The 18,804-nt window shown below is 56.4% G+C and carries 19 protein-coding genes; 9 read left to right on the forward strand and 10 right to left on the reverse strand.

Annotated features, from left to right (window positions below):
- The first annotated feature begins 49 nt into the window (after positions 1-49).
- Positions 50-1,531, forward strand: coding sequence for an anthranilate synthase component I (gene trpE / locus AACY07_RS23235; RefSeq protein ID WP_133075323.1), 1,482 nt, complete (start codon positions 50-52; stop codon positions 1,529-1,531).
- A gap of 163 nt (positions 1,532-1,694) precedes the next feature.
- On the opposite strand, the gene estP is transcribed toward trpE, so the two are convergent.
- Positions 1,695-3,614, reverse strand: coding sequence for an esterase EstP (estP, locus tag AACY07_RS23240; RefSeq protein WP_339478019.1), 1,920 nt, complete (start codon positions 3,612-3,614; stop codon positions 1,695-1,697).
- 398 nt (positions 3,615-4,012) lie between these two features.
- Between estP and AACY07_RS23245 the strand changes: the two genes are divergently transcribed.
- The 4 genes from AACY07_RS23245 (at position 4,013) to AACY07_RS23260 (ending at position 7,335) form a co-directional block, all read left to right on the forward strand.
- Positions 4,013-4,606 (forward strand): aminodeoxychorismate/anthranilate synthase component II, encoded by a 594-nt coding sequence (locus tag AACY07_RS23245; RefSeq protein ID WP_133075325.1) that lies wholly within the window; start codon positions 4,013-4,015, stop codon positions 4,604-4,606.
- Between the two features lie 9 nt (positions 4,607-4,615).
- Positions 4,616-5,665 (forward strand): anthranilate phosphoribosyltransferase, encoded by a 1,050-nt coding sequence (gene trpD / locus AACY07_RS23250; RefSeq protein WP_133075326.1) that lies wholly within the window; start codon positions 4,616-4,618, stop codon positions 5,663-5,665.
- Positions 5,662-6,498 (forward strand): indole-3-glycerol phosphate synthase TrpC, encoded by an 837-nt coding sequence (gene trpC, locus AACY07_RS23255; RefSeq protein WP_339478022.1) that lies wholly within the window; start codon positions 5,662-5,664, stop codon positions 6,496-6,498. Before trpD ends, trpC begins: the two co-directional genes overlap by 4 nt.
- Positions 6,499-6,633: 135 nt before the next feature.
- Positions 6,634-7,335, forward strand: a complete 702-nt coding sequence (locus tag AACY07_RS23260; RefSeq protein WP_339478024.1) for a lipoate--protein ligase family protein — start codon at positions 6,634-6,636, stop codon at positions 7,333-7,335.
- Here AACY07_RS23260 and crp read toward each other — a convergent pair.
- Complete coding sequence (crp, locus tag AACY07_RS23265) at positions 7,332-7,976, reverse strand: cAMP-activated global transcriptional regulator CRP (protein WP_019823132.1); 645 nt, start codon at positions 7,974-7,976, stop codon at positions 7,332-7,334. The genes AACY07_RS23260 and crp overlap by 4 nt on opposite strands.
- 222 nt (positions 7,977-8,198) lie before the next feature.
- Here crp and AACY07_RS23270 point away from each other — a divergent pair, with 222 nt between their 5' ends.
- Positions 8,199-8,621, forward strand: coding sequence for an OsmC family protein (locus tag AACY07_RS23270; RefSeq protein WP_003444470.1), 423 nt, complete (start codon positions 8,199-8,201; stop codon positions 8,619-8,621).
- Between the two features lie 216 nt (positions 8,622-8,837).
- Here AACY07_RS23270 and coq7 read toward each other — a convergent pair whose 3' ends face one another.
- The 6 genes from coq7 to hemJ all read right to left on the reverse strand — a co-directional run bounded on the left by coq7 (position 8,838) and on the right by hemJ (position 12,882).
- Positions 8,838-9,485 (reverse strand): 2-polyprenyl-3-methyl-6-methoxy-1,4-benzoquinone monooxygenase, encoded by a 648-nt coding sequence (gene coq7, locus AACY07_RS23275; protein ID WP_219262886.1) that lies wholly within the window; start codon positions 9,483-9,485, stop codon positions 8,838-8,840.
- 118 nt (positions 9,486-9,603) lie between these two features.
- Positions 9,604-9,942, reverse strand: a complete 339-nt coding sequence (locus AACY07_RS23280; protein ID WP_133075330.1) for a histidine triad nucleotide-binding protein — start codon at positions 9,940-9,942, stop codon at positions 9,604-9,606.
- A 67-nt stretch (positions 9,943-10,009) separates the two neighbouring features.
- Positions 10,010-10,798, reverse strand: a complete 789-nt coding sequence (locus AACY07_RS23285; protein ID WP_219262887.1) for an SDR family NAD(P)-dependent oxidoreductase — start codon at positions 10,796-10,798, stop codon at positions 10,010-10,012.
- 76 nt (positions 10,799-10,874) lie between these two features.
- On the reverse strand, positions 10,875-11,390 hold the full coding sequence (locus AACY07_RS23290; RefSeq protein WP_339478028.1) for a DUF805 domain-containing protein: 516 nt from the start codon (positions 11,388-11,390) through the stop codon (positions 10,875-10,877).
- 62 nt (positions 11,391-11,452) lie between these two features.
- Positions 11,453-12,424: an NAD(P)H-dependent flavin oxidoreductase gene (locus AACY07_RS23295; protein ID WP_339478031.1), complete on the reverse strand. Its 972-nt coding sequence runs from the start codon at positions 12,422-12,424 to the stop codon at positions 11,453-11,455.
- 29 nt (positions 12,425-12,453) lie between these two features.
- On the reverse strand, positions 12,454-12,882 hold the full coding sequence (hemJ, locus tag AACY07_RS23300; RefSeq protein WP_339478034.1) for a protoporphyrinogen oxidase HemJ: 429 nt from the start codon (positions 12,880-12,882) through the stop codon (positions 12,454-12,456).
- A 133-nt stretch (positions 12,883-13,015) separates the two neighbouring features.
- Here hemJ and argC point away from each other — a divergent pair, with 133 nt between their 5' ends.
- Together argC and erpA are read left to right on the forward strand one after the other, a co-directional pair.
- Positions 13,016-14,050, forward strand: a complete 1,035-nt coding sequence (gene argC / locus AACY07_RS23305) for an N-acetyl-gamma-glutamyl-phosphate reductase (RefSeq protein WP_133075335.1) — start codon at positions 13,016-13,018, stop codon at positions 14,048-14,050.
- Positions 14,051-14,198: 148 nt separating this feature from the next.
- Entirely contained in the window at positions 14,199-14,549 is a 351-nt protein-coding gene (gene erpA, locus AACY07_RS23310; RefSeq protein ID WP_016782396.1) for an iron-sulfur cluster insertion protein ErpA, read from the forward strand.
- A 75-nt stretch (positions 14,550-14,624) separates the two neighbouring features.
- Here erpA and AACY07_RS23315 read toward each other — a convergent pair whose 3' ends face one another.
- Together AACY07_RS23315 and AACY07_RS23320 are read right to left on the reverse strand one after the other, a co-directional pair.
- On the reverse strand, positions 14,625-15,716 hold the full coding sequence (locus tag AACY07_RS23315; RefSeq protein ID WP_339478037.1) for an anhydro-N-acetylmuramic acid kinase: 1,092 nt from the start codon (positions 15,714-15,716) through the stop codon (positions 14,625-14,627).
- A gap of 3 nt (positions 15,717-15,719) precedes the next feature.
- Positions 15,720-17,129, reverse strand: coding sequence for a peptidoglycan DD-metalloendopeptidase family protein (locus AACY07_RS23320; RefSeq protein ID WP_133075337.1), 1,410 nt, complete (start codon positions 17,127-17,129; stop codon positions 15,720-15,722).
- Positions 17,130-17,343: 214 nt separating this feature from the next.
- On the opposite strand from AACY07_RS23320, the gene tyrS reads away from it, so the two are divergent.
- A complete protein-coding gene (tyrS, locus tag AACY07_RS23325) occupies positions 17,344-18,543 on the forward strand; it encodes a tyrosine--tRNA ligase (protein WP_133075338.1) in 1,200 nt (399 codons plus the stop codon).
- Positions 18,544-18,804: the final 261 nt, after the last annotated feature.

Raw genomic sequence — 18,804 nt, forward strand, 5'->3', positions numbered from 1 at the left:
GGCACGTTTGCATACCTGACCGTTTTACCCTCAGACCACGAGGCACCTCATGATCCGCGAAGAATTCCTGCGTTTGGCCGCTGCCGGCTACAACCGTATCCCCCTTGCACGCGAAACCCTGGCTGATTTCGACACGCCGCTGTCGATCTACCTGAAGCTGGCCGATAAGCCCAACTCCTATTTGCTGGAGTCGGTGCAGGGCGGCGAAAAGTGGGGTCGTTATTCGATCATTGGCTTGCCATGCCGCACGGTGCTGCGGGTGCATGATCACCAGATCAGCGTGACCCATGACGGTGTCGAGATTGAAGCCTGCGAAGCGCAAGATCCGCTGACGTTCGTTGAAGAATTCAAGGCCCGTTACAACGTGCCTACCATTGCCGGTTTGCCGCGCTTCAACGGTGGCCTGGTGGGGTATTTCGGTTATGACTGCGTGCGTTATGTGGAGAAGCGTCTGGGCAAATGCCCGAACCCTGATCCACTGGGCGTGCCGGATATCCTGCTGATGGTGTCTGACGCCGTGGTGGTCTTCGATAACCTGGCCGGCAAGATGCACGCGATCGTGCTGGTCGATCCGGCGCAGCCTGATGCTTATGAAGAAGGTCAGGCCCGGCTCGAGGCCCTGCTTGAACAGCTGCGTCAGCCGATTACCCCGCGTCGTGGCCTGGACTTCACGGCACAGCAAGCGGCTGATCCGGTGTTCCGTTCCAGCTTCACTCAGAACGACTACGAGAAAGCCGTCGACACGATCAAGGACTACATCCTCGCAGGCGATTGCATGCAAGTGGTGCCGTCGCAGCGCATGTCCATCGACTTCAAGGCTGCGCCGATCGATTTGTATCGCGCGCTGCGTTGCTTCAACCCGACGCCTTACATGTACTTCTTCAACTTTGGCGACTTCCACGTCGTGGGCAGCTCGCCAGAAGTGCTGGTGCGGGTTGAAGACAACCTGATTACCGTGCGCCCGATTGCCGGAACCCGCCCTCGTGGTGCCACCGAAGAGGCCGATCTGGCGCTCGAAGAGGACCTGCTCAGTGATGACAAGGAAATCGCCGAGCACTTGATGCTGATCGACCTGGGGCGTAACGACACGGGCCGTGTCTCTGAAATCGGCTCGGTCAAGCTCACCGAAAAAATGGTGATCGAGCGTTACTCCAACGTGATGCACATTGTGTCCAACGTGACAGGCCAGCTGAAAAGCGGGCTGACGGCGATGGATGCACTGCGTGCAATTCTGCCGGCGGGCACGTTGTCCGGCGCGCCTAAAATCCGTGCGATGGAAATCATCGACGAGCTGGAACCGGTCAAGCGTGGTGTGTATGGCGGCGCGGTCGGTTATTTCGCCTGGAACGGCAATATGGACACGGCAATCGCCATCCGCACGGCTGTGATCAAGAACGGTGAACTGCACGTGCAGGCTGGCGGCGGCATTGTCGCTGACTCGGTCCCGGCCCTTGAGTGGGAAGAGACGCTGAACAAGCGTCGCGCCATGTTCCGGGCCGTGGCACTGGCCGAGCAGACTCCACGGGATTGATTGCCAACCCTATGTCGTAGCAGCTGCCGAAGGCTGCGTCCGATTGCGAAGCGATCGTAAATCCTGATAGCCCGGTTCATCTGAAAGGCCGAGTTGGCAGGCTTTACGACGGCTACGCCGCCGGACGCAGCCTGTGGCAGCGGCTACGAAGAGCTTCTGTTTATCAGAAGTTCAGGCTGACCCCGAGGTTGGCTCCCTGTTGAGCCACCCCATCACCCTTCCTCACGTTATAAGCCGCCTGCAGCATAAGGTCGGCGGTCAGCCTGTGGCTGATCCCCAGGCTGATACGGTCAAGGTTGCTTTGCGGTGTGTAGCCTTCGAGTGTGAAGCTGTTGTTGGGCAGGCTGTTCAGCGCGATGCTCAGGCGCTGGGTCGCATTCTGGAACTCGTGCTCATGGACGGCTTCGCCAAACACCCGGGTCTGCGGGGTGAACTGGTAGCTGGCGAGTACGCCCGCGCCAAGTCGATTTGAAACGAGTGTCTGCTCTTCGTAATTCAAAGCGGTCGAGCGCCGTCCTTTTTCTTCATAACGATTAACCTCTACTCGCGAGTAGTCGGCGCTGATAAAGGGCGACAGATGCCACGAAGCCGAGGCCTGTGCGATGTCATAACCCAGGCGTGTGCTCAATGCCCGCAGGTGGCCGTCGGCTTGCCCTTTCTCCACCCCCTCACTCACGCCTAGCGCGAACTTTCGGTTGAGGCTGTCGTAATCGAGCCTGCCCAAGGTCAGGGCGGCGTCACCCCACCAATGATTGTGTTGGTACTGAGCAAAGACGCTGCCCAGGTAGCTATTGAGTTTGTAGTCCGATTCGTTGGCGCCCGTTTCGAGGCGTTGCCGGTAAAATCCGGATGCCACGCCCAGTCGCCAGTGTTCATCCAGTCGATAGCTGGTGCCGATATTGACGTTATAGCCCCGGCCATCCGCACTGACTGAGGTGTGCTGCTCGTCAATATTCAAGCGTTGCCCGCCACCCGCAACGAACGCTCGCCATTGCCCAGTGGCTTGCCATTGAAGGTTGTCGCTGCCCCACTGGGTGCGCAGTTGGTCCTGGTGGGCATTCAGTGTGCCTTGGGCCATCACGGGTAACAGCGTCACCTCCCACGGGGCGGCCAGCAATGAGTAGGCATAGTCGGCGATTAAGCGTTGTCCCGCTTCGGTGGGGTGGACCGAGTCGTTGAACAACAGCCTGGCTGGGTCGGGGGTCGGGCTATTGATGCCGTATTGCGGGTTCTCTGTGCACTCGTCACCGCTGAAGCAAGTGGCCACGAGGTTGTGCCCGGTGGCCTGGCCAAAACGGGCGGGATCGGAGACCGCTTCCCGGAACAGGAGCGGGACGTTGAGGGGGATGATTTCGGCGTCTATCTGGCTGAGTTGATGGGCCAGTTCGGTGTTGAACACCGCGCTGAGGTAGCTGCTGCCAGCTTGTGCCGGTGTGTCGTAAATGGCCGGGGTCAGGCCCAGGTCAGGCAACAGCCAGACCATGATGTAACGCGCCCCCGCCTGTTGCAGGGCGAAGGCGCTGTCTGCCAGATTCTGCGCGGCTTTAGCTGCCTCGGCGGGGTTTCTTACTCTCTCATCGAGGAAGTCGTTGCCGCCGCCCGAGATGAAATACAACGCTTTGGGGTCGGCTTTGAAACCGTTTTCCACAAGGTAGCCGCGTCGGCTGCGTAATACGGTCCCCCCAAGAAACCAGCCTTGCGGTACAGCTACCTTCGATACTTTGGTAATTGAGTTAAAAATCTGGTCCGTACGGTAGCCGCCGACCGCCCAGTTGTTACCATCGGGGTCGCCGGTGAATGCGTTGCCCGGTGATGTGGACGGGCTCAAGTCGCCGGGCGCGATGCTCAGTTTTGATCCCAGAATCATCGGTGCTACTGCCGAGTAAGCTTCACCCCTATAGGTAGGCCCGCTGCGATTGGTAAAACGCATGCCGCTGCCGGTATCAGGAAAATGCCCCGAGTCACTCAAACTGTCGCCGAACACGATCATCGTGGAGTAGGGGGTTGGGGCGGCGAGTACGCGTTCGCTAACGAAGGACAGGATGCATCCCGCCAGGGGAATGAGTAGTGAAAGTCTGCGCATGAGGAGGTCTATTTTTATTGTTGGGAGCGCGGACACTATCAAAACAATTTGTATTAAGTGTTTCATGTAAAATAAAGACACAAAGTATTGTCCGTATGTTTTTCCCCGTATTTGCTGCCCCGTGTTGCGCCTTCTGCGAGGCTACGTTACTGTGCCCTGACGTAGAAATGAGACCCTTCCTGTGTTGATCATCAGCAAACTCTTTATGCGAGTTCTCAAGGCCCACGGCCGTTGGCGTTGGCGCGCCTAATATTTCTCTGCCGGCCCCGCCGGACCTGCCCCCTGCGTTTTCATGAATGGCTGCCCCCCGGTTGGTGTGTTCAATCCAGCAATCGAAACTGCGGGTAATGAATTCTGAAAACAGTTTTGAATGTCAGTGAATTCAGAGGTTTAGCAACATGCTGCTGATGATCGATAATTACGACTCTTTTACTTACAACGTTGTGCAATACCTCGGCGAGCTGGGTGCCGAGGTCAAGGTGGTGCGCAACGATGAATTGACCGTGGCCCAGATCGAAGCGCTCAAGCCCGAGCGCATTGTGGTCTCGCCCGGCCCTTGCACGCCGAACGAGGCGGGTATTTCCCTCGAAGCCATCAAGCACTTTGCCGGCAAGCTGCCGATCCTGGGCGTGTGCCTGGGCCATCAGTCCATAGGCCAGGCATTTGGCGGCGATGTGGTCCGCGCCCGTCAAGTGATGCATGGCAAGACCAGCCCGGTGTATCACCTCGATACAGGGGTTTTCCAGGGCCTGAACAATCCGCTGACCGTGACCCGTTATCACTCGCTGGTGGTCAAGCGTGAAACTCTGCCGGACTGCCTTGAGCTCACCGCCTGGACTCAGCTTGAAGATGGCTCTGTGGACGAAATCATGGGCCTGCGCCACAAGACGCTGAATATCGAAGGGGTGCAATTTCACCCTGAGTCGATCCTGACCGAGCAAGGTCATGAGCTGTTTGCGAACTTTCTAAAACAAACCGGCGGCACGCGCTAAGGACTTTATATGGATATCAAGACAGCCCTGAGCCGTATCGTCGGCCACCTCGACCTGACCACCGATGAGATGCGCGACGTAATGCGCGACATCATGACCGGTCAATGCACCGAAGCGCAGATTGGCGCATTCATGATGGGCATGCGCATGAAAAGCGAAAGCATCGACGAAATCGTCGGTGCCGTGACGGTCATGCGCGAACTGGCAGACAAGGTTGAGCTCAAGACGCTGGATGGCGTGGTCGATATCGTTGGCACCGGCGGCGATGGCGCGAACATTTTCAACGTGTCCACCGCTTCGGCGCTGGTGATTTCCGCGGCGGGTTGCACGGTGGCCAAGCATGGCAACCGCGCGGTGTCCGGTAAAAGCGGCAGTGCTGACCTGCTGGAAGCGGCCGGTGTGTATTTGAACCTGACCCCGGTTCAGGTCGCCCGATGCATCGACAGCGTGGGCATCGGCTTTATGTTTGCTCAGTGCCATCATGGCGCCATGAAGCATGCGGCCATTCCGCGTCGCGACCTTGGCTTGCGAACCCTGTTCAATATGCTTGGCCCGCTTACGAATCCGGCTGGTGTGTTGCATCAAGTGGTCGGTGTGTTCAACCAGGCGCTGTGCCGTCCCTTGGCTGAAGTGCTGCAGCGTCTGGGCAGCAAGCATGTGCTGGTGGTGCACTCGCAAGACGGGCTGGATGAATTCAGCTTGGCAGCGCCGACCTTTGTGGCAGAGCTGAAAAACGGTGAGATCACCGAGTATTGGGTTCAGCCTGAAGATTTTGGTATCAAGAGCCAAAGCCTGTTCGGCCTGGTAGTAGACAGCCCCGAGCAATCGTTGGAGTTGATCCGCGATGCGTTGGGTCGTCGCAAAACCGAAGCGGGCCAGAAAGCCGCCGAAATGATTGTGCTCAATGCTGGCGCAGCGCTATATGCCGCGGACCTTGCCTACACTCTCAAAGAGGGTGTGGAGTTGGCCCATGATGCGCTGCACACCGGATTGGCCCGCGAGAAGCTCGAAGAGCTGGGCGCGTTTACCGCGATTTTCAAGCAGGAGAATGAAGCATGAGTGTGCCAACCGTTCTGGAAAATATTCTGGCGCGTAAAGTTCAAGAGGTTGCCGAGCGCAGCGCGCGCGTGAGCCTGGCCGAGCTTGAACGTATGGCCGCTCAGGCGGATCCTGTTCGCGGTTTTGCCAATGCCTTGCTGGCGCAGGCCAAGAAAAAACAGCCTGCAGTGATTGCCGAAATCAAAAAGGCTTCACCGAGCAAAGGCGTGATTCGCGAGCACTTCGTGCCTGCCGACATTGCCAAGAGCTATCAGTCGGGCGGTGCGACGTGTTTATCCGTGCTGACCGATATCGATTACTTCCAGGGTGCCGACGCGTACCTGCAGCAGGCCCGTGCGGCCTGTACCTTGCCGGTGATCCGCAAGGATTTCATGATCGACCCTTATCAAATCGTCGAAGCCCGTGCCTTGGGGGCCGATTGCGTGCTGTTGATCGTGTCCGCCCTGGACGACGTGAAGATGGCAGAGCTGGCAGCCGTCGCCAAAAGCGTCGGGCTTGATGTGTTGGTTGAAGTGCATGATGGCGACGAGCTTGAGCGCGCACTTAAAACCCTTGATACGCCGTTGGTGGGCATCAACAACCGCAACCTGCACACTTTTGAAGTCAGCCTGGAAACCACACTGGATCTGTTGCCCCGTGTACCGCGTGATCGCCTGGTGATTACCGAGAGCGGCATTCTCAACCGTGCGGATGTCGAGCTGATGGAAATCAGCGAGGTGTATTCGTTCCTCGTTGGTGAAGCCTTTATGCGCGCCGAGAACCCGGGCAATGAACTGCAGCGTCTGTTTTTCCCGGAGCGTGTTGTGCCAGTGACGGGTTCGACTCTGGATTGACTCATCCCCTTGTGGGAGCGGGCTTGCTCGCGATAGCAGCCCCGCGATTTTCCTGGCAGGCTGCGGCGCCTCAAGCCCGCTCCCACAGCGATCGAACCTGTATCTGCAGCGGCTCAGTGTCTGACAAGGAATCCCATGGCACCCATCCAGCACCTCACCGTCGAAGCCGGCCTCAAGGCCGAGCAGGATTTACTGGCCTCGGTCTGTGCCGCAGAGCTGGAGGCAGGGGTGCTGTTCTGGCAGCCCACGGATCGGGCGCTGGTCATGCCGCGGCGACTGAGTCGCTTGCCGGGTTTTGAGCAGGCCAGTATTGAGTTGGCTGCCAGCGGCTGGCCGATTCTGTTGCGTGAGACGGGCGGCGAGCCTGTCCCGCAGTCCGCCTCGACGGTCAATATTGCACTGGTTTATGCGCCTTTACGCAGTGAAGGCGATCATGGGCGTATCGAAACGGCCTATCGCCGTTTGTGCGAGCCGATTTGCGATTTGCTGATGCAGTTGGGTGGCACCGCTTCTTTGGGTGAAGTTGAGGGTGCGTTCTGTGATGGGCGTTTCAACGTCAATCTCAATGCCCGGAAACTGGTGGGTACCGCTCAGCGCTGGCGTCAGAGTCAAGGCGGGCAGCGGCCTGTCGGTTTGGTTCATGGTGCATTGCTGGTAGAGAACGAGCGTGAGTCGATGGTGGCGGCGGTCAATCGTTTCAATCAGTTGTGTGATCTTGAGCAACGCTGTCTTGCCGACAGTCACATCGCTTTGCACGAAGCGTTTGCGGCCCCCGACTTCTTTGAGCGCTTGAGTGCCAGTTATCAACAGATCCTGGCGCCCTTGCTCAAGTCTTAACGTGTACCGAACACCACCATGGTTTTGCCTTTGACGTTTACCAGGTTCTGTTCTTCCAGACCTTTTAGTACGCGTCCTACCATCTCTCGAGAACAACCGACGATTCTGCCGATTTCCTGACGGGTGATCTTGATTTGCATGCCGTCCGGATGGGTCATGGCATCGGGTTGTTTGCACAACTCAAGCAGGCAGCGCGCAACCCTTCCGGTGACATCAAAGAATGCCAAGTCACCGACCTTGCGCGTAGTGTTGCGCAGGCGTTGTGCTATTTGGCCACTTAGCGCGTAAAGAATCTCTGGCTCTTGCTGAGTGTATTCTCTGAACTTTGGATAGCTGATCTCTGCAACTTCGCACTCGGTCTTGGCTCGAACCCATGCGCTGCGTGACTGCTCTTGTCCCGCTTGTTCAAACAGGCCCAATTCGCCAATAAAGTCTCCGCTGTTGAGATAGGCAATGATCATTTCACGACCTTCCTCGTCTTCAATCAAAACCGTTACCGAGCCTTTGATAATGAAGAACAGGGTGTGTGAAGACTCACCTGCACAAATGATATTACTCTTGGCTGGATATCGTTTGCGTTGGCAAAAAGTCAAAAACTTGTCGAGGTTCTTGATCTTGGGTATGGGAGTAAGAGCAACCATGGTTGTATCCCGAGAAGCGTACACAGTAAGGATTAAATCTATTTTTATATAGAGCGCTTTCTGGCAGGCGCCAGCGATTTGGCGCCAGCTTACCAGACAGGTTCTGTACGGATTGCAGAATTTTCGGAGTGCCAGGCCAGAGAAACGCTTCAGTGTGGTGAGTTATCAGTTTCTGACCCTGTGCTAAGCTGGCGCCCCTTTTAAATCAGTGGAGTCTGGGTGATGAAGGCACGCATTCAATGGGCTGGCGAAGCCATGTTTCTGGGCGAGTCAGGCAGCGGCCACGTCGTTGTGATGGATGGCCCGCCTGAAAGCGGTGGTCGCAATCTGGGCGTACGCCCGATGGAGATGCTGTTGTTAGGTCTCGGGGGTTGCAGCAACTTTGACGTTGTCAGCATTCTCAAGAAGTCGCGTCAGGCGGTTGAGAGCTGTGAAGCGTTTCTGGAGGCAGAACGCGCCACTGAAGATCCAAAGGTTTTCACCAAAATCCATCTGCACTTTGTGGTCAAGGGCCGTGGCTTGAAAGAAGCCCAGGTCAAGCGTGCCATCGAGTTGTCGGCCGAGAAGTATTGCTCGGCATCCATCATGCTTGGCGCAGCGGGTGTTGCCATCAGCCACGATTACGAAATTATCGAGCTGGGCTGAGTCAATAAGGGTCTTGATTTAGCTAATGCCAGTCAGTAAATCGGGAAGCTGGCTCTTGTGGGAGCGGTCTTGCTCGCGATGGGAGCCGCGCGGTTTGACTCTCAGACCGCGTCGCCTGCATCGCGAGCAAGCCCGCTCCCACAGTGACCCTTAACTGACACGCATTAGCCTATGTGCAAAGTCCCGCTAAAGCGGCGGTCTCTACCGAAGCTGCGATCAGATACGGTACGTACTTTTTGTCATCACCTTGGCCATCAGGCTCATGCCGAATTTGACCGGGGCAGGGAAGCGGAACCCGCCAGCATCGAGCGCAGATTCTGCGTGCTGCTCTTCGTCGATACGCATTTGTTCAAGAATCGCCCGGGACTTTTCATCCTCGACCGGCAGTTGCTCAAGATGCTCGTTCAGGTGCTTGCAAACCTGATCTTCGGTGGCCGCCACAAACCCCAGGCTGACTTTGTCGCTGATCAGTCCTGCTGCTGCGCCGATCCCGAAGGACATGCCGTAAAACAGCGGGTTCAGCACGCTGGGATGGCTACCCAGTTGGCGAATGCGTTGCTCACACCAGGCCAGGTGATCGATTTCTTCTTCAGCGGCGTGTTCCATCGCTTCGCGCACGTGCGGGAGCTTGGCTGTCAGTGCCTGACCTTGATACAAGGCTTGAGCACAGACTTCACCGGTGTGGTTGATACGCATCAGACCGGCAACATGGCGTGTAGCTTGCGGGTCTAGCGGGTTTTCAGGTTTGACGATGGCCGGTGATGGCCGATGAGGCTGGCCGCTGAATGGCAGCAGAGTGCGCAGGGCGGTATCGGCTTGTAACAGAAGACGGTCAATCGGCGAGTAGTGACGTTGGTTAGTCATGCTTACCTCCGGAAAAAATCACGGCGGTCAGTTTACCCCAATCGCGGGGGTGGAGTTTGCGTTGGATCATGGATGGATGTGGGAACCGTGCGGCTCCCACGTCAGAATCGTTTAGCAATCAGCCCGGCGGCCAATTCATCTGGCGTTGACCCAGAACGTGCATATGAATGTGGTAAACCGTTTGGCCACCCTTTTCATTGCAGTTCATCACTACGCGGAAACCGTCTTCGCAGCCCAGTTCTTTGGCAAGGCGCTGTGCCGTGAAGAGGATATGGCCTGCCAGCAGCTTGTCTTCTTCGGCCAGGTCGTTAAGCGTGCGTATCGGCTTTTTCGGGATAACCAGAAAGTGGACCGGTGCTTGTGGTGCGATGTCGTGAAAAGCGAGCACTTGATCATCTTCATAGATGATCTTTGCGGGTATTTCACGGTTGATGATCTTGGTAAACAAAGTATCCAAAGCTGTGTCTCCGTGAGTGAAGTCCGGTCTGAGTGTACTCAGGGCTGTGAGTTACGCCCAGTCGTCGTTAACGAGGGCAGTAGGATTTGTTGACCGAGGCGGCTATTTTTCGGGTCATCCAGCGAGAGAGAACACGCGGGAAGCGAGAGAGCCAGCGGTTGCGACGTCCTGGAATGATGATCGCCTTGTTTTTATCGAGCGCACGCACGGTGTAAAGCGCAACTTCTTCGGGGCTCATGGCTCCGGTGCTTTGCTTGATGGCGTCGGTATTCATTTTGGCTGCATCGAAAAAACGGGTTCGGGTAATGCCGGGGCAGAGTACCGAGACTTTAATCCCGGTTTTTTTCACTTCTTCGCGCAGGCCTTCAGAAAAATGCAGGACATACGCTTTGCTGGCGAAGTAGGTGCTCAGCCAAGGCCCGGGCTTGAACGCAGCAATTGAGGACACATTGAGAATCTGCCCGCCGCCTTGCACGGCCATCATGTTGCCAATGGCATGGCACAACCGGGTGAGTGCCAGCACGTTAAGTTCAATCAGGTCTTGTTCGGCGCTCCAGTCGTGGGCCAGGAAAGGACCGCAGGTGCCGATACCCGCGCAATTGACCAACAGGTCAATCTGACGGTCGCCTTCTTCAAGCTCCAGCAAAAAGCCTGACAGGCGCAGGGGTTCACCCAGGTCGCAGGCGCGGAACAACACCTCGACGCCGAAACGCTGGGTCAACTCAAGTGCAATGGTTTCCAGCGCATCCCGCTGGCGGGCCACCAGAATCAAACTGCGCCCGCGTCGGGCAAGAGCCTCAGCCAGCGCCAGGCCAATGCCGCTGGAGGCGCCGGTGATTAAAGCGTAACGGGTCATGCTGTTCTCCATTGCAACGGTACAGTCCGGTGACAATGATGTCCCTGGCGTTAACGCGTTCATTAAGGCGGGCAGTCTACATGCTGTTGCTGTTGACTGCGTTGATCAACGCAGTCAGCAGGCCCAAAGCAAAGAGGGCAATCATTACGCAGATGCCCAGTCCAATCAAAAAGATGGTTATCGCAGCCAGAACATTGACTGCACGGCTGTTCGGCGGTGGCGGTGGCCCGTATTTATTGGGACCGGGTGTGCCGGGCATCAAGAGCATCATCAGGGACAGGATCAGATTGGCCACGGGCACCAAATGCAGTAACAGCATCCACGCGGACCAGTTGAGGTCATGCAGGCGCTGGGCGCTGATTCTCAGGCTGATGATGAAGTAGGCAAGTGTGAGCGTTGCGCCACAGGTAATGCCCAGGGTGGGGGAAACCTTGACTGCGAGCAAAACCAGAAGTGATGTCACCATGGCGATGACGGTGATTACCATGCTCCAGGCCAGCAGTCGTAAACGCCCGATCCTCCCGCTGAACCCCACAGGGTCAAGCGGCGCGTACTGTTCTTGAGGTGTTTTGTTCAGGCTAAGCTCGGGCACGGTGGCTTCCTTGTCCGGGTGGAGTTAACAAAAACCCGCCGATAATGGCGGGCTTGGCAATATCAGGGATGCGGCCAATGCTGTGCGAGTTTTGAGGTGCGGCTTAGCGCCTTGCGATATTCCTCATCCAGGCGTGCGATCAACTGGTCGATTGTGGGCAGGTCGTGGATTTCTCCTGCGCCCTGGCCAGCGGACCAGACTGTTTTCCACGCCTTGGCCTCATCGGTCAGCGGCTTGAGTTTGTTACCTGCCCCCGTTTCGCTTTTGCCTTGGAGTGCAGCCAGGTCGAAACCTGCATTTTCAAGGCTTTGGCGCATAAAACTGGCGGGCACACCCGATACAGCGGGGGTGTGAATGATATCGGCGGCGCGGGATGCCAGCAGCATCTCTTTGTAAGCGTCAGGCGCATGGCTTTCTTGGGTGGCGATAAAGCGTGTACCGAGGTAGGCAAGATCAGCGCCCAGAACCTGAGTCGCGAGGATTTCGTGGCCGTGATTCAGGCACCCTGCCAAGAGTAAGGTTTTGTCGAAAAACTGCCGTATTTCGGCGACCAATGCAAAAGGGCTCCAGGTACCTGCATGACCACCAGCGCCGGCTGCGACTGCAATCAAGCCATCTACCCCGGCCTCTACTGCTTTCTCGGCATGACGTCGGGTGGTGACATCGTGAAATACCAGGCCACCATAGCTGTGCACGGCATCAACGACTTCTTTGACTGCCCCCAGGCTCGTGATGACGATAGGCACTTTATGTTCGATGCAAATCGCCAGATCCGCCTGCAGCCGTGGGTTGCTGTTATGCACAATCAGGTTCACGGCGTAGGGGGCAGGGTTATCCAGTCCGGCGAGTCCTGATTCTATTTCCTCAAGCCATACCTTGAAACCGCTGCTCTCGCGCTGGTTGAGTGCAGGGAAACTGCCTACAACACCATTGCGACAGCAGGCCAGGACAAGTTGAGGGTTGGAAATCAGAAACATGGGGGCGGCGACTACCGGCAGGCGCAAGCGTTGTTCAAGCAGAGCGGGCAGTGACATGGATAACCTCGGATCGTTAAGAAGTGAGTTTAAAACGGTTTGACCACGGCCAGAATTACGATCGCCAGCAGAAACACGACCGGCACTTCGTTGAACCAGCGATAGAACACGTGGCTACGTTTGTTTTCGCCGCGGGCAAAGCGTTTTACCTGCGCCCCACACATGTGGTGATAACCGATCAACAGGAACACCAGTGTCAGCTTGACGTGCATCCAGCCCTGGCTGAAATAGCCGCTCGGGTTGAGGCTGATCAACCAGCCGCCGAAAATCAGGGTCGCAATCATTGCCGGGCCCATGATGCCGCGATACAGCTTGCGCTCCATGACGCTGAATCGCTCTTTGCTAACGGAATCTTCGCTTTGTGCGTGGTAAACAAACAGGCGAGGCAGGTAAAAGAGGCCAGCAAACCAGCAGACGATGCTGATGAGGTGGAAGGCTTTGAGCCATAGATAAAGCATTTTTAGTTATTCCCAGGTTCACGGTAGATCAAATAGTAGTAGTAGAGCGTCCGGGAGTCACCTTGGCGGTTGTCGCAGGGGCTGGGTATCCCTATTATCGAAGGCTTTCCAGTGGTTTCGTTGAGGGCAGGTTATGGTCAAGGTCGGTATTGTCGGCGGCACGGGTTACACCGGGGTCGAATTGCTGCGTTTGCTGGCACAGCACCCGCAGGCTGAAGTGGTTGTCATCACTTCTCGATCCGAGGCTGGCCTGCCAGTTGCCGATATGTATCCCAACCTGCGCGGTCATTACGACGGTTTGGCCTTCAGCGTGCCGGACACGCAAACCCTGGGAGCGTGTGATGTGGTGTTTTTTGCAACGCCCCACGGCGTAGCCCATGCGCTGGCTGGCGAACTGCTGGCTGCAGGCACCAAGGTTATCGACCTCTCGGCAGACTTCCGCTTGCAGGATGCGGATGAGTGGGCCAAGTGGTACGGCCAGCCGCACGGTGCGCCAGAACTTCTGGATGAGGCTGTCTATGGCCTGCCGGAAGTGAACCGTGAACAGATCAAGAAGGCGCGGCTTATCGCGGTGCCGGGTTGCTATCCGACTTCTGCCCAGCTGGGTTTTCTGCCTTTGCTGGAAGCCGGCCTGGCCGAGACTTCGCAGTTGATCGCTGACTGCAAGTCCGGTGTGAGCGGCGCTGGCCGGGGTGCCAGTGTAGGAGCCCTATATGCCGAAACGTCTGAAAGCATGAAGGCGTATGCCGTGAAAGGCCATCGGCACTTGCCGGAGATCCGTCAGGGTCTGCGCCGCGCGGCAGGTAAAGAGGTGGGCCTGACCTTTGTTCCGCATCTGACGCCGATGATCCGCGGTATTCACTCCACGTTGTATGCAACCGTTGTTGATCGTTCTGTCGACTTGCAGGCTTTGTACGAAAAGCGTTACGCCAACGAGCCTTTCGTCGATGTGATGCCTGCCGGCAGCCATCCAGAAACCCGTAGCGTGCGCGGTGCCAACGTGTGCCGGATTGCGGTACATCGTCCACAGGATGGTGACCTTGTCGTGGTGTTGTCGGTGATCGACAATCTGGTCAAGGGCGCCTCTGGCCAGGCGGTGCAGAACATGAACATCATGTTCGGCCTGGATGAGCGTCTGGGCTTGTCCCACGCCGGGATGTTGCCTTAAAGCATCTGCAGGTACCCAGCTACAAGCTGCAAGTGAAGAGCTCTTCACGTGCAGCTGCTACTTATGAATAGTTGACCGCTTTTCTAGGAGAAGCGGATAATGCGCGTCATCACGCATTATGGCGGCATAACGCCGGGAGATAGTCAGCATGAGCGTCGAATCCTTCACCCCCATGGCTTTGCAATTCACCGAAGGTGCTGCGCACAAGGTGAAGAGCCTGGTCGATGAAGAGGGTAATGATCGTTTGAAGTTGCGCGTTTTTGTTACGGGCGGCGGTTGTTCCGGTTTTCAGTACGGTTTCACCTTCGATGAAGAAGTGGCCGATGACGACACCCTGGTGGAGCGCGAAGGCGTGAGCCTGGTGGTCGATCCAATGAGCTTCCAGTACCTGGCGGGTGCCGAGGTGGATTATCAGGAAGGTCTGGAAGGGTCGCGTTTTGTGATCAAGAACCCGAATGCCACCACCACGTGTGGTTGCGGATCATCGTTCTCGATCTAAGCGTGTCGTACAGGCTTCAAACTCAACGCCGCGTAGATTCGCGGCGTTTTGCTGTCTGTACTTTGAGGTAGGCGGTCAGGCTGGGTAGATGGCGCCCAATATGCGCAAGCCGCGTGCGCCAGTGACGCTGGGGCGGTTGGTAGGGATGCTTTCCAGGCAGCAGTGCGCGAGCCATCCAAAGGCCATTGCTTCGACCCAGTCAGGGTCTACGCCTTTGGCCTGTGTGCTGTTCACTTGGGCGGGAGCCAGCAAGTCTGCCAGTCGGGCCATCAATGCGGCATTGTGGGCTCCGCCACCGCATACCAGTAGCTCGTCCGTGTGTTGCTGGGCTGCCTTCAGGGATTGTGCGATGGTCTGTGCTGTAAGCTCCAGCAGGGTTGCCTGGACGTCTTCGGCAGGGAAAGTGGGCAGGTTGAACAGATGCTGTTTCAACCATGCGAGGTTGAATACCTCACGGCCTGTACTCTTTGGGCCCTTGGTCCGGAAGAAAGGGTCGCTGAGCAGGGCGTTGAGCAGCAGCGGCTCAACCTTGCCGCTTGCAGCCCAGTCACCGTTGCGGTCATAGAGCTCACCGCGCTGTTCTTGTATCCAGGCATCCAGCAGGACATTACCCGGGCCGCAGTCGAATCCTGCAACGGGGGCGGTAGAAGTTATCAGGCTAAGGTTGCTGAATCCGCCTACGTTAAGCACTGCCCTGTTACCGACTTGATCCGTAAACAATGCTTCGTGGAAGGCAGGAACCAAAGGTGCTCCCTGACCTCCGGCAGCCACGTCGCGACGGCGAAAGTCGCCTACGACGCAGATGTTGGTCAATTCGGCCAAGAGTGCCGGATTACCAATCTGTACGGTAAAACCGCGGGCGGGTTCGTGCCGTATGGTCTGGCCATGACTGCCGATTGCGCGGATATCTGCCGGGGACAGATGCTGTTGCTCAAGGAGCGCGTTGACGCCCTGTGCGGCCAGTTTGACCCAGTGATTCTCGGCAATTGCGCAGCGGGCCACTTCATCCGGGCCGCTGGCGCACAAGCCAAGTAGCTCGCTGCGCAAGGTATTCGGCATGGGAATGTAATGGGTGGCCAGCAGCCTGATGTCGGCCCCCAGCTCTATAAGGGCGATGTCCATACCGTCCAGGCTGGTTCCGGACATCACACCTATATAGAGGGCCATGGCTTAGCGCTTGCTCGAGGCCAGGAGGGTGGCCTTTTCCTGATTCATGCGAGCCATCAATGGCTGGCTTTGTTGCAGGAAGCGAGTGCGTTCAGCTTTGGCAATCGGGTCTGCCATCGGTAGTTTCTGTCCTAGTGGATCAACGTGTACGCCATTGACCTGGAACTCGTAGTGCAGATGCGGGCCGGTCGAAAGGCCAGTTGTCCCGATGTAGCCAATCACTTGGCCCTGCTTGACCGAACCGCCGGTTTTGACGCCTTTGGCGAAGCCCTGCATGTGCCCGTAAAGCGTGCGGTAAGTATTACCGTGCTGAATGATCACGGTGTTGCCGTAGCCGCCACGACGACCGGCCAGCAGTACTTTGCCATCGCCGGTTGCTTTGATTGGGGTCCCGCGTGGTGCTGCGTAATCAACGCCTTTGTGGGCACGGATCTTGTTCAGGATCGGATGCTTGCGACCTGACGAGAACCGCGAGCTGATGCGGGCAAAATCTACCGGGGTGCGGATGAATGCTTTACGCATGCTGTTGCCGTCGGCGGTGTAGTAATTGCTGTTGCCTTGCTTGTTGGTGTAACGAACGGCGGTAAAGGTTTTACCGCGGTTGGTAAAGCGCGCAGAGAGAATATTGCCAGTGCCGACGGTTTTACCGTTGATCACTTTCTGCTCGTAGATCACTTCAAACTGATCGCCTGGGCGGATGTCTTGAGCGAAGTCGATGTCGTAACCAAACACCTTGGCCATATCCATCGTTGTGCTGTGCGGCAAGCCTGCGCGCTGGCCCGATACGGAAAGCGAGCTGCTGATCACGCCGTGGGCGTACGCCGTGCGCATGGTAGGCAGGGTCGTGACACGGCGAAAGGTATAACCCTTGGCGCTTTTGTTGAGGGTTATGGTCTCAAGATCGCTGACCTGACTATGCAGTTTGTTCAGTTGCAGGCCGTCAGGGCTCATTTCAAATTCGAGCTTCTGGCCGTGCTTGAGCTGACTAAATTGCTTGGCTTGCTTGTCGCTGGCCAGTACTTCATGCACGGAGGTAGCTGGCAGGCCGACCTTCTGGAACAAGGTTGATAGCGTGTCACCCTTACTCACGATCACTTCGCGGTGGGTGGGGGCGGGTGGCGCTGCTGGTTCAACTTTGGCAGTCGCAACCGGTGCGTTGTCCTGCTGTTCAATCTGGGCAAATGGCGATGGATTCGCTTCATTTGTGGCTTGAACGAGCTCGGCAGCGTCTTGATCTTGTGTCAGTTGTTCAGCAGGTGTTTCCAGCTCCAGATTAAGCGTTGTTCTTTTGGCTTCTACTTCGCTGGAGGGAAATACCAGCAAGGCCAAGCTTAAGAGAGCGGCGATACCACTTGCGGCAAGCAGGTGGGTCTTCGGATAAAGCGGCGGCGCTTTAGGCGGTTGACTGGTCATAGATGATTTTGACTTTGAGATAAAGGATGAATTGGAAAAGATGACTGGCACAATGAATATGAAATAACTGTATAAAATATAACCAAATCGCCCTTGAAGCAAGTCCGCGAGCCATTCGCGCGCGGATAGACCGCCGTATGCCTGCCGGAACTTGTAATTAGTCCCTGATCTTGTATCGTTGGTTCCCTTTGAATTTGAGCCTTACGGGTCTGATATGAAGTCGGTTGAAGAGCAGCTAGCGCTAATAAAGCGGGGTGCCGAAGAGGTACTGGTCGAGTCTGAATTGGTCGAGAAACTCAAGCGCGGTCAGCCGTTGCGTATCAAGGCCGGATTCGACCCGACCGCACCCGATCTGCACTTGGGTCATACCGTACTCATTAACAAGCTGCGCCAGTTCCAGGAACTGGGCCATCAGGTGATCTTCCTTATAGGTGATTTCACCGGGATGATCGGTGATCCGAGCGGCAAGAGTGCTACGCGTCCACCGCTGACGCGCGAGCAGGTACTTGAAAACGCCGAGACGTATAAAACTCAGGTTTTCAAGATTCTAGATCCGGCTAAAACCGAGGTGGCATTCAACTCCACCTGGATGGATCAAATGGGGCCTGCCGACTTCATTCGCCTGACTTCCCAGTACACCGTTGCTCGCATGCTTGAGCGCGATGACTTCGACAAGCGCTACACCACCAATCAGCCTATCGCGATCCATGAGTTCCTTTACCCGTTAGTGCAAGGGTATGACTCGGTTGCATTGAAGGCGGACATTGAGCTGGGCGGTACAGATCAAAAATTCAATTTGCTGATGGGGCGTGAGCTGCAGCGCGGCTACGGTCAGGAAGCGCAGTGCATTGTGACAATGCCTTTGCTTGAAGGTCTGGACGGCGTCAAGAAGATGTCCAAGTCCTTGGGTAACTATGTTGGTATCCAGGAAGCGCCGGGTGTGATGTACAGCAAGCTGGTGTCCATACCTGATGCGTTGATGTGGCGCTACTTCGAACTGCTGAGCTTTCGCTCGATGGATGAAATCGATGCGTTCAAGGCTGACGTGGAGGCGGGGGCTAACCCGCGTGATATCAAGATCAAGCTGGCCGAAGAGATCGTGGCTCGATTTCATGGTGAGGAAGCCGCGGCCAATGCGCATCGTGGCGCCGGCAATCGGATGAAGGATGGCGAGTTGCCAGACGATTTGCCCGAGGTGGAATTGACTGCTACTGAGGATATGCCGATTGCGGCTGTTCTTAATAAAGCTGGGTTGGTTAAGAACTCAGCGGTAGCCAGAGACCTACTGGGTTCGGGTGGTGTGCGTATAGATGGTGAGGTGGTTGATCGCTCCTATATATATGCACTGGGTTCTACCCACGTTTGTCAGGCTGGGAAGAAGGCTTTTGCGCGAATTACGCTAAAAGCTGAATAAGTAGGAAATTAGTGCTGGACGGCGCATTTTATTAGCCTATAATGCGCCCACTTCCGGCGCAGTCGAAACGGAAAACTCCTTGAGTTTCAATGAGTTGGATTGGTTTTTGGCAGTGTCAGCTTCAAATCATCGAGGCAGGAAATGAGGTGTTGACAGCAGCGTGTAACGCTGTAGAATTCGCCTCCCGCTAACGAGAGATCGAAAGCGCAAGTGGTTGATGTTACAGAGGAAACTTTGAAAACATCTTAAAATAACCGCTTG

It is taken from the genome of Pseudomonas sp. RL_5y_Pfl2_69 (genome assembly GCF_963970465.1).
Lineage (GTDB): Bacteria > Pseudomonadota > Gammaproteobacteria > Pseudomonadales > Pseudomonadaceae > Aquipseudomonas.

Coding starts and splice junctions, on each gene's coding strand:
- trpE (WP_133075323.1), top strand. CDS start 50: ATGATCCGCGAAGAATTCCTGCGTTTGGCCGCTGCCGGCTACAACCGT.
- estP (WP_339478019.1), bottom strand. CDS start 3,614: ATGCGCAGACTTTCACTACTCATTCCCCTGGCGGGATGCATCCTGTCC.
- AACY07_RS23245 (WP_133075325.1), top strand. CDS start 4,013: ATGCTGCTGATGATCGATAATTACGACTCTTTTACTTACAACGTTGTG.
- trpD (WP_133075326.1), top strand. CDS start 4,616: ATGGATATCAAGACAGCCCTGAGCCGTATCGTCGGCCACCTCGACCTG.
- trpC (WP_339478022.1), top strand. CDS start 5,662: ATGAGTGTGCCAACCGTTCTGGAAAATATTCTGGCGCGTAAAGTTCAA.
- AACY07_RS23260 (WP_339478024.1), top strand. CDS start 6,634: ATGGCACCCATCCAGCACCTCACCGTCGAAGCCGGCCTCAAGGCCGAG.
- crp (WP_019823132.1), bottom strand. CDS start 7,976: ATGGTTGCTCTTACTCCCATACCCAAGATCAAGAACCTCGACAAGTTT.
- AACY07_RS23270 (WP_003444470.1), top strand. CDS start 8,199: ATGAAGGCACGCATTCAATGGGCTGGCGAAGCCATGTTTCTGGGCGAG.
- coq7 (WP_219262886.1), bottom strand. CDS start 9,485: ATGACTAACCAACGTCACTACTCGCCGATTGACCGTCTTCTGTTACAA.
- AACY07_RS23285 (WP_219262887.1), bottom strand. CDS start 10,798: ATGACCCGTTACGCTTTAATCACCGGCGCCTCCAGCGGCATTGGCCTG.
- AACY07_RS23295 (WP_339478031.1), bottom strand. CDS start 12,424: ATGTCACTGCCCGCTCTGCTTGAACAACGCTTGCGCCTGCCGGTAGTC.
- hemJ (WP_339478034.1), bottom strand. CDS start 12,882: ATGCTTTATCTATGGCTCAAAGCCTTCCACCTCATCAGCATCGTCTGC.
- argC (WP_133075335.1), top strand. CDS start 13,016: ATGGTCAAGGTCGGTATTGTCGGCGGCACGGGTTACACCGGGGTCGAA.
- erpA (WP_016782396.1), top strand. CDS start 14,199: ATGAGCGTCGAATCCTTCACCCCCATGGCTTTGCAATTCACCGAAGGT.
- AACY07_RS23315 (WP_339478037.1), bottom strand. CDS start 15,716: ATGGCCCTCTATATAGGTGTGATGTCCGGAACCAGCCTGGACGGTATG.
- AACY07_RS23320 (WP_133075337.1), bottom strand. CDS start 17,129: ATGACCAGTCAACCGCCTAAAGCGCCGCCGCTTTATCCGAAGACCCAC.
- tyrS (WP_133075338.1), top strand. CDS start 17,344: ATGAAGTCGGTTGAAGAGCAGCTAGCGCTAATAAAGCGGGGTGCCGAA.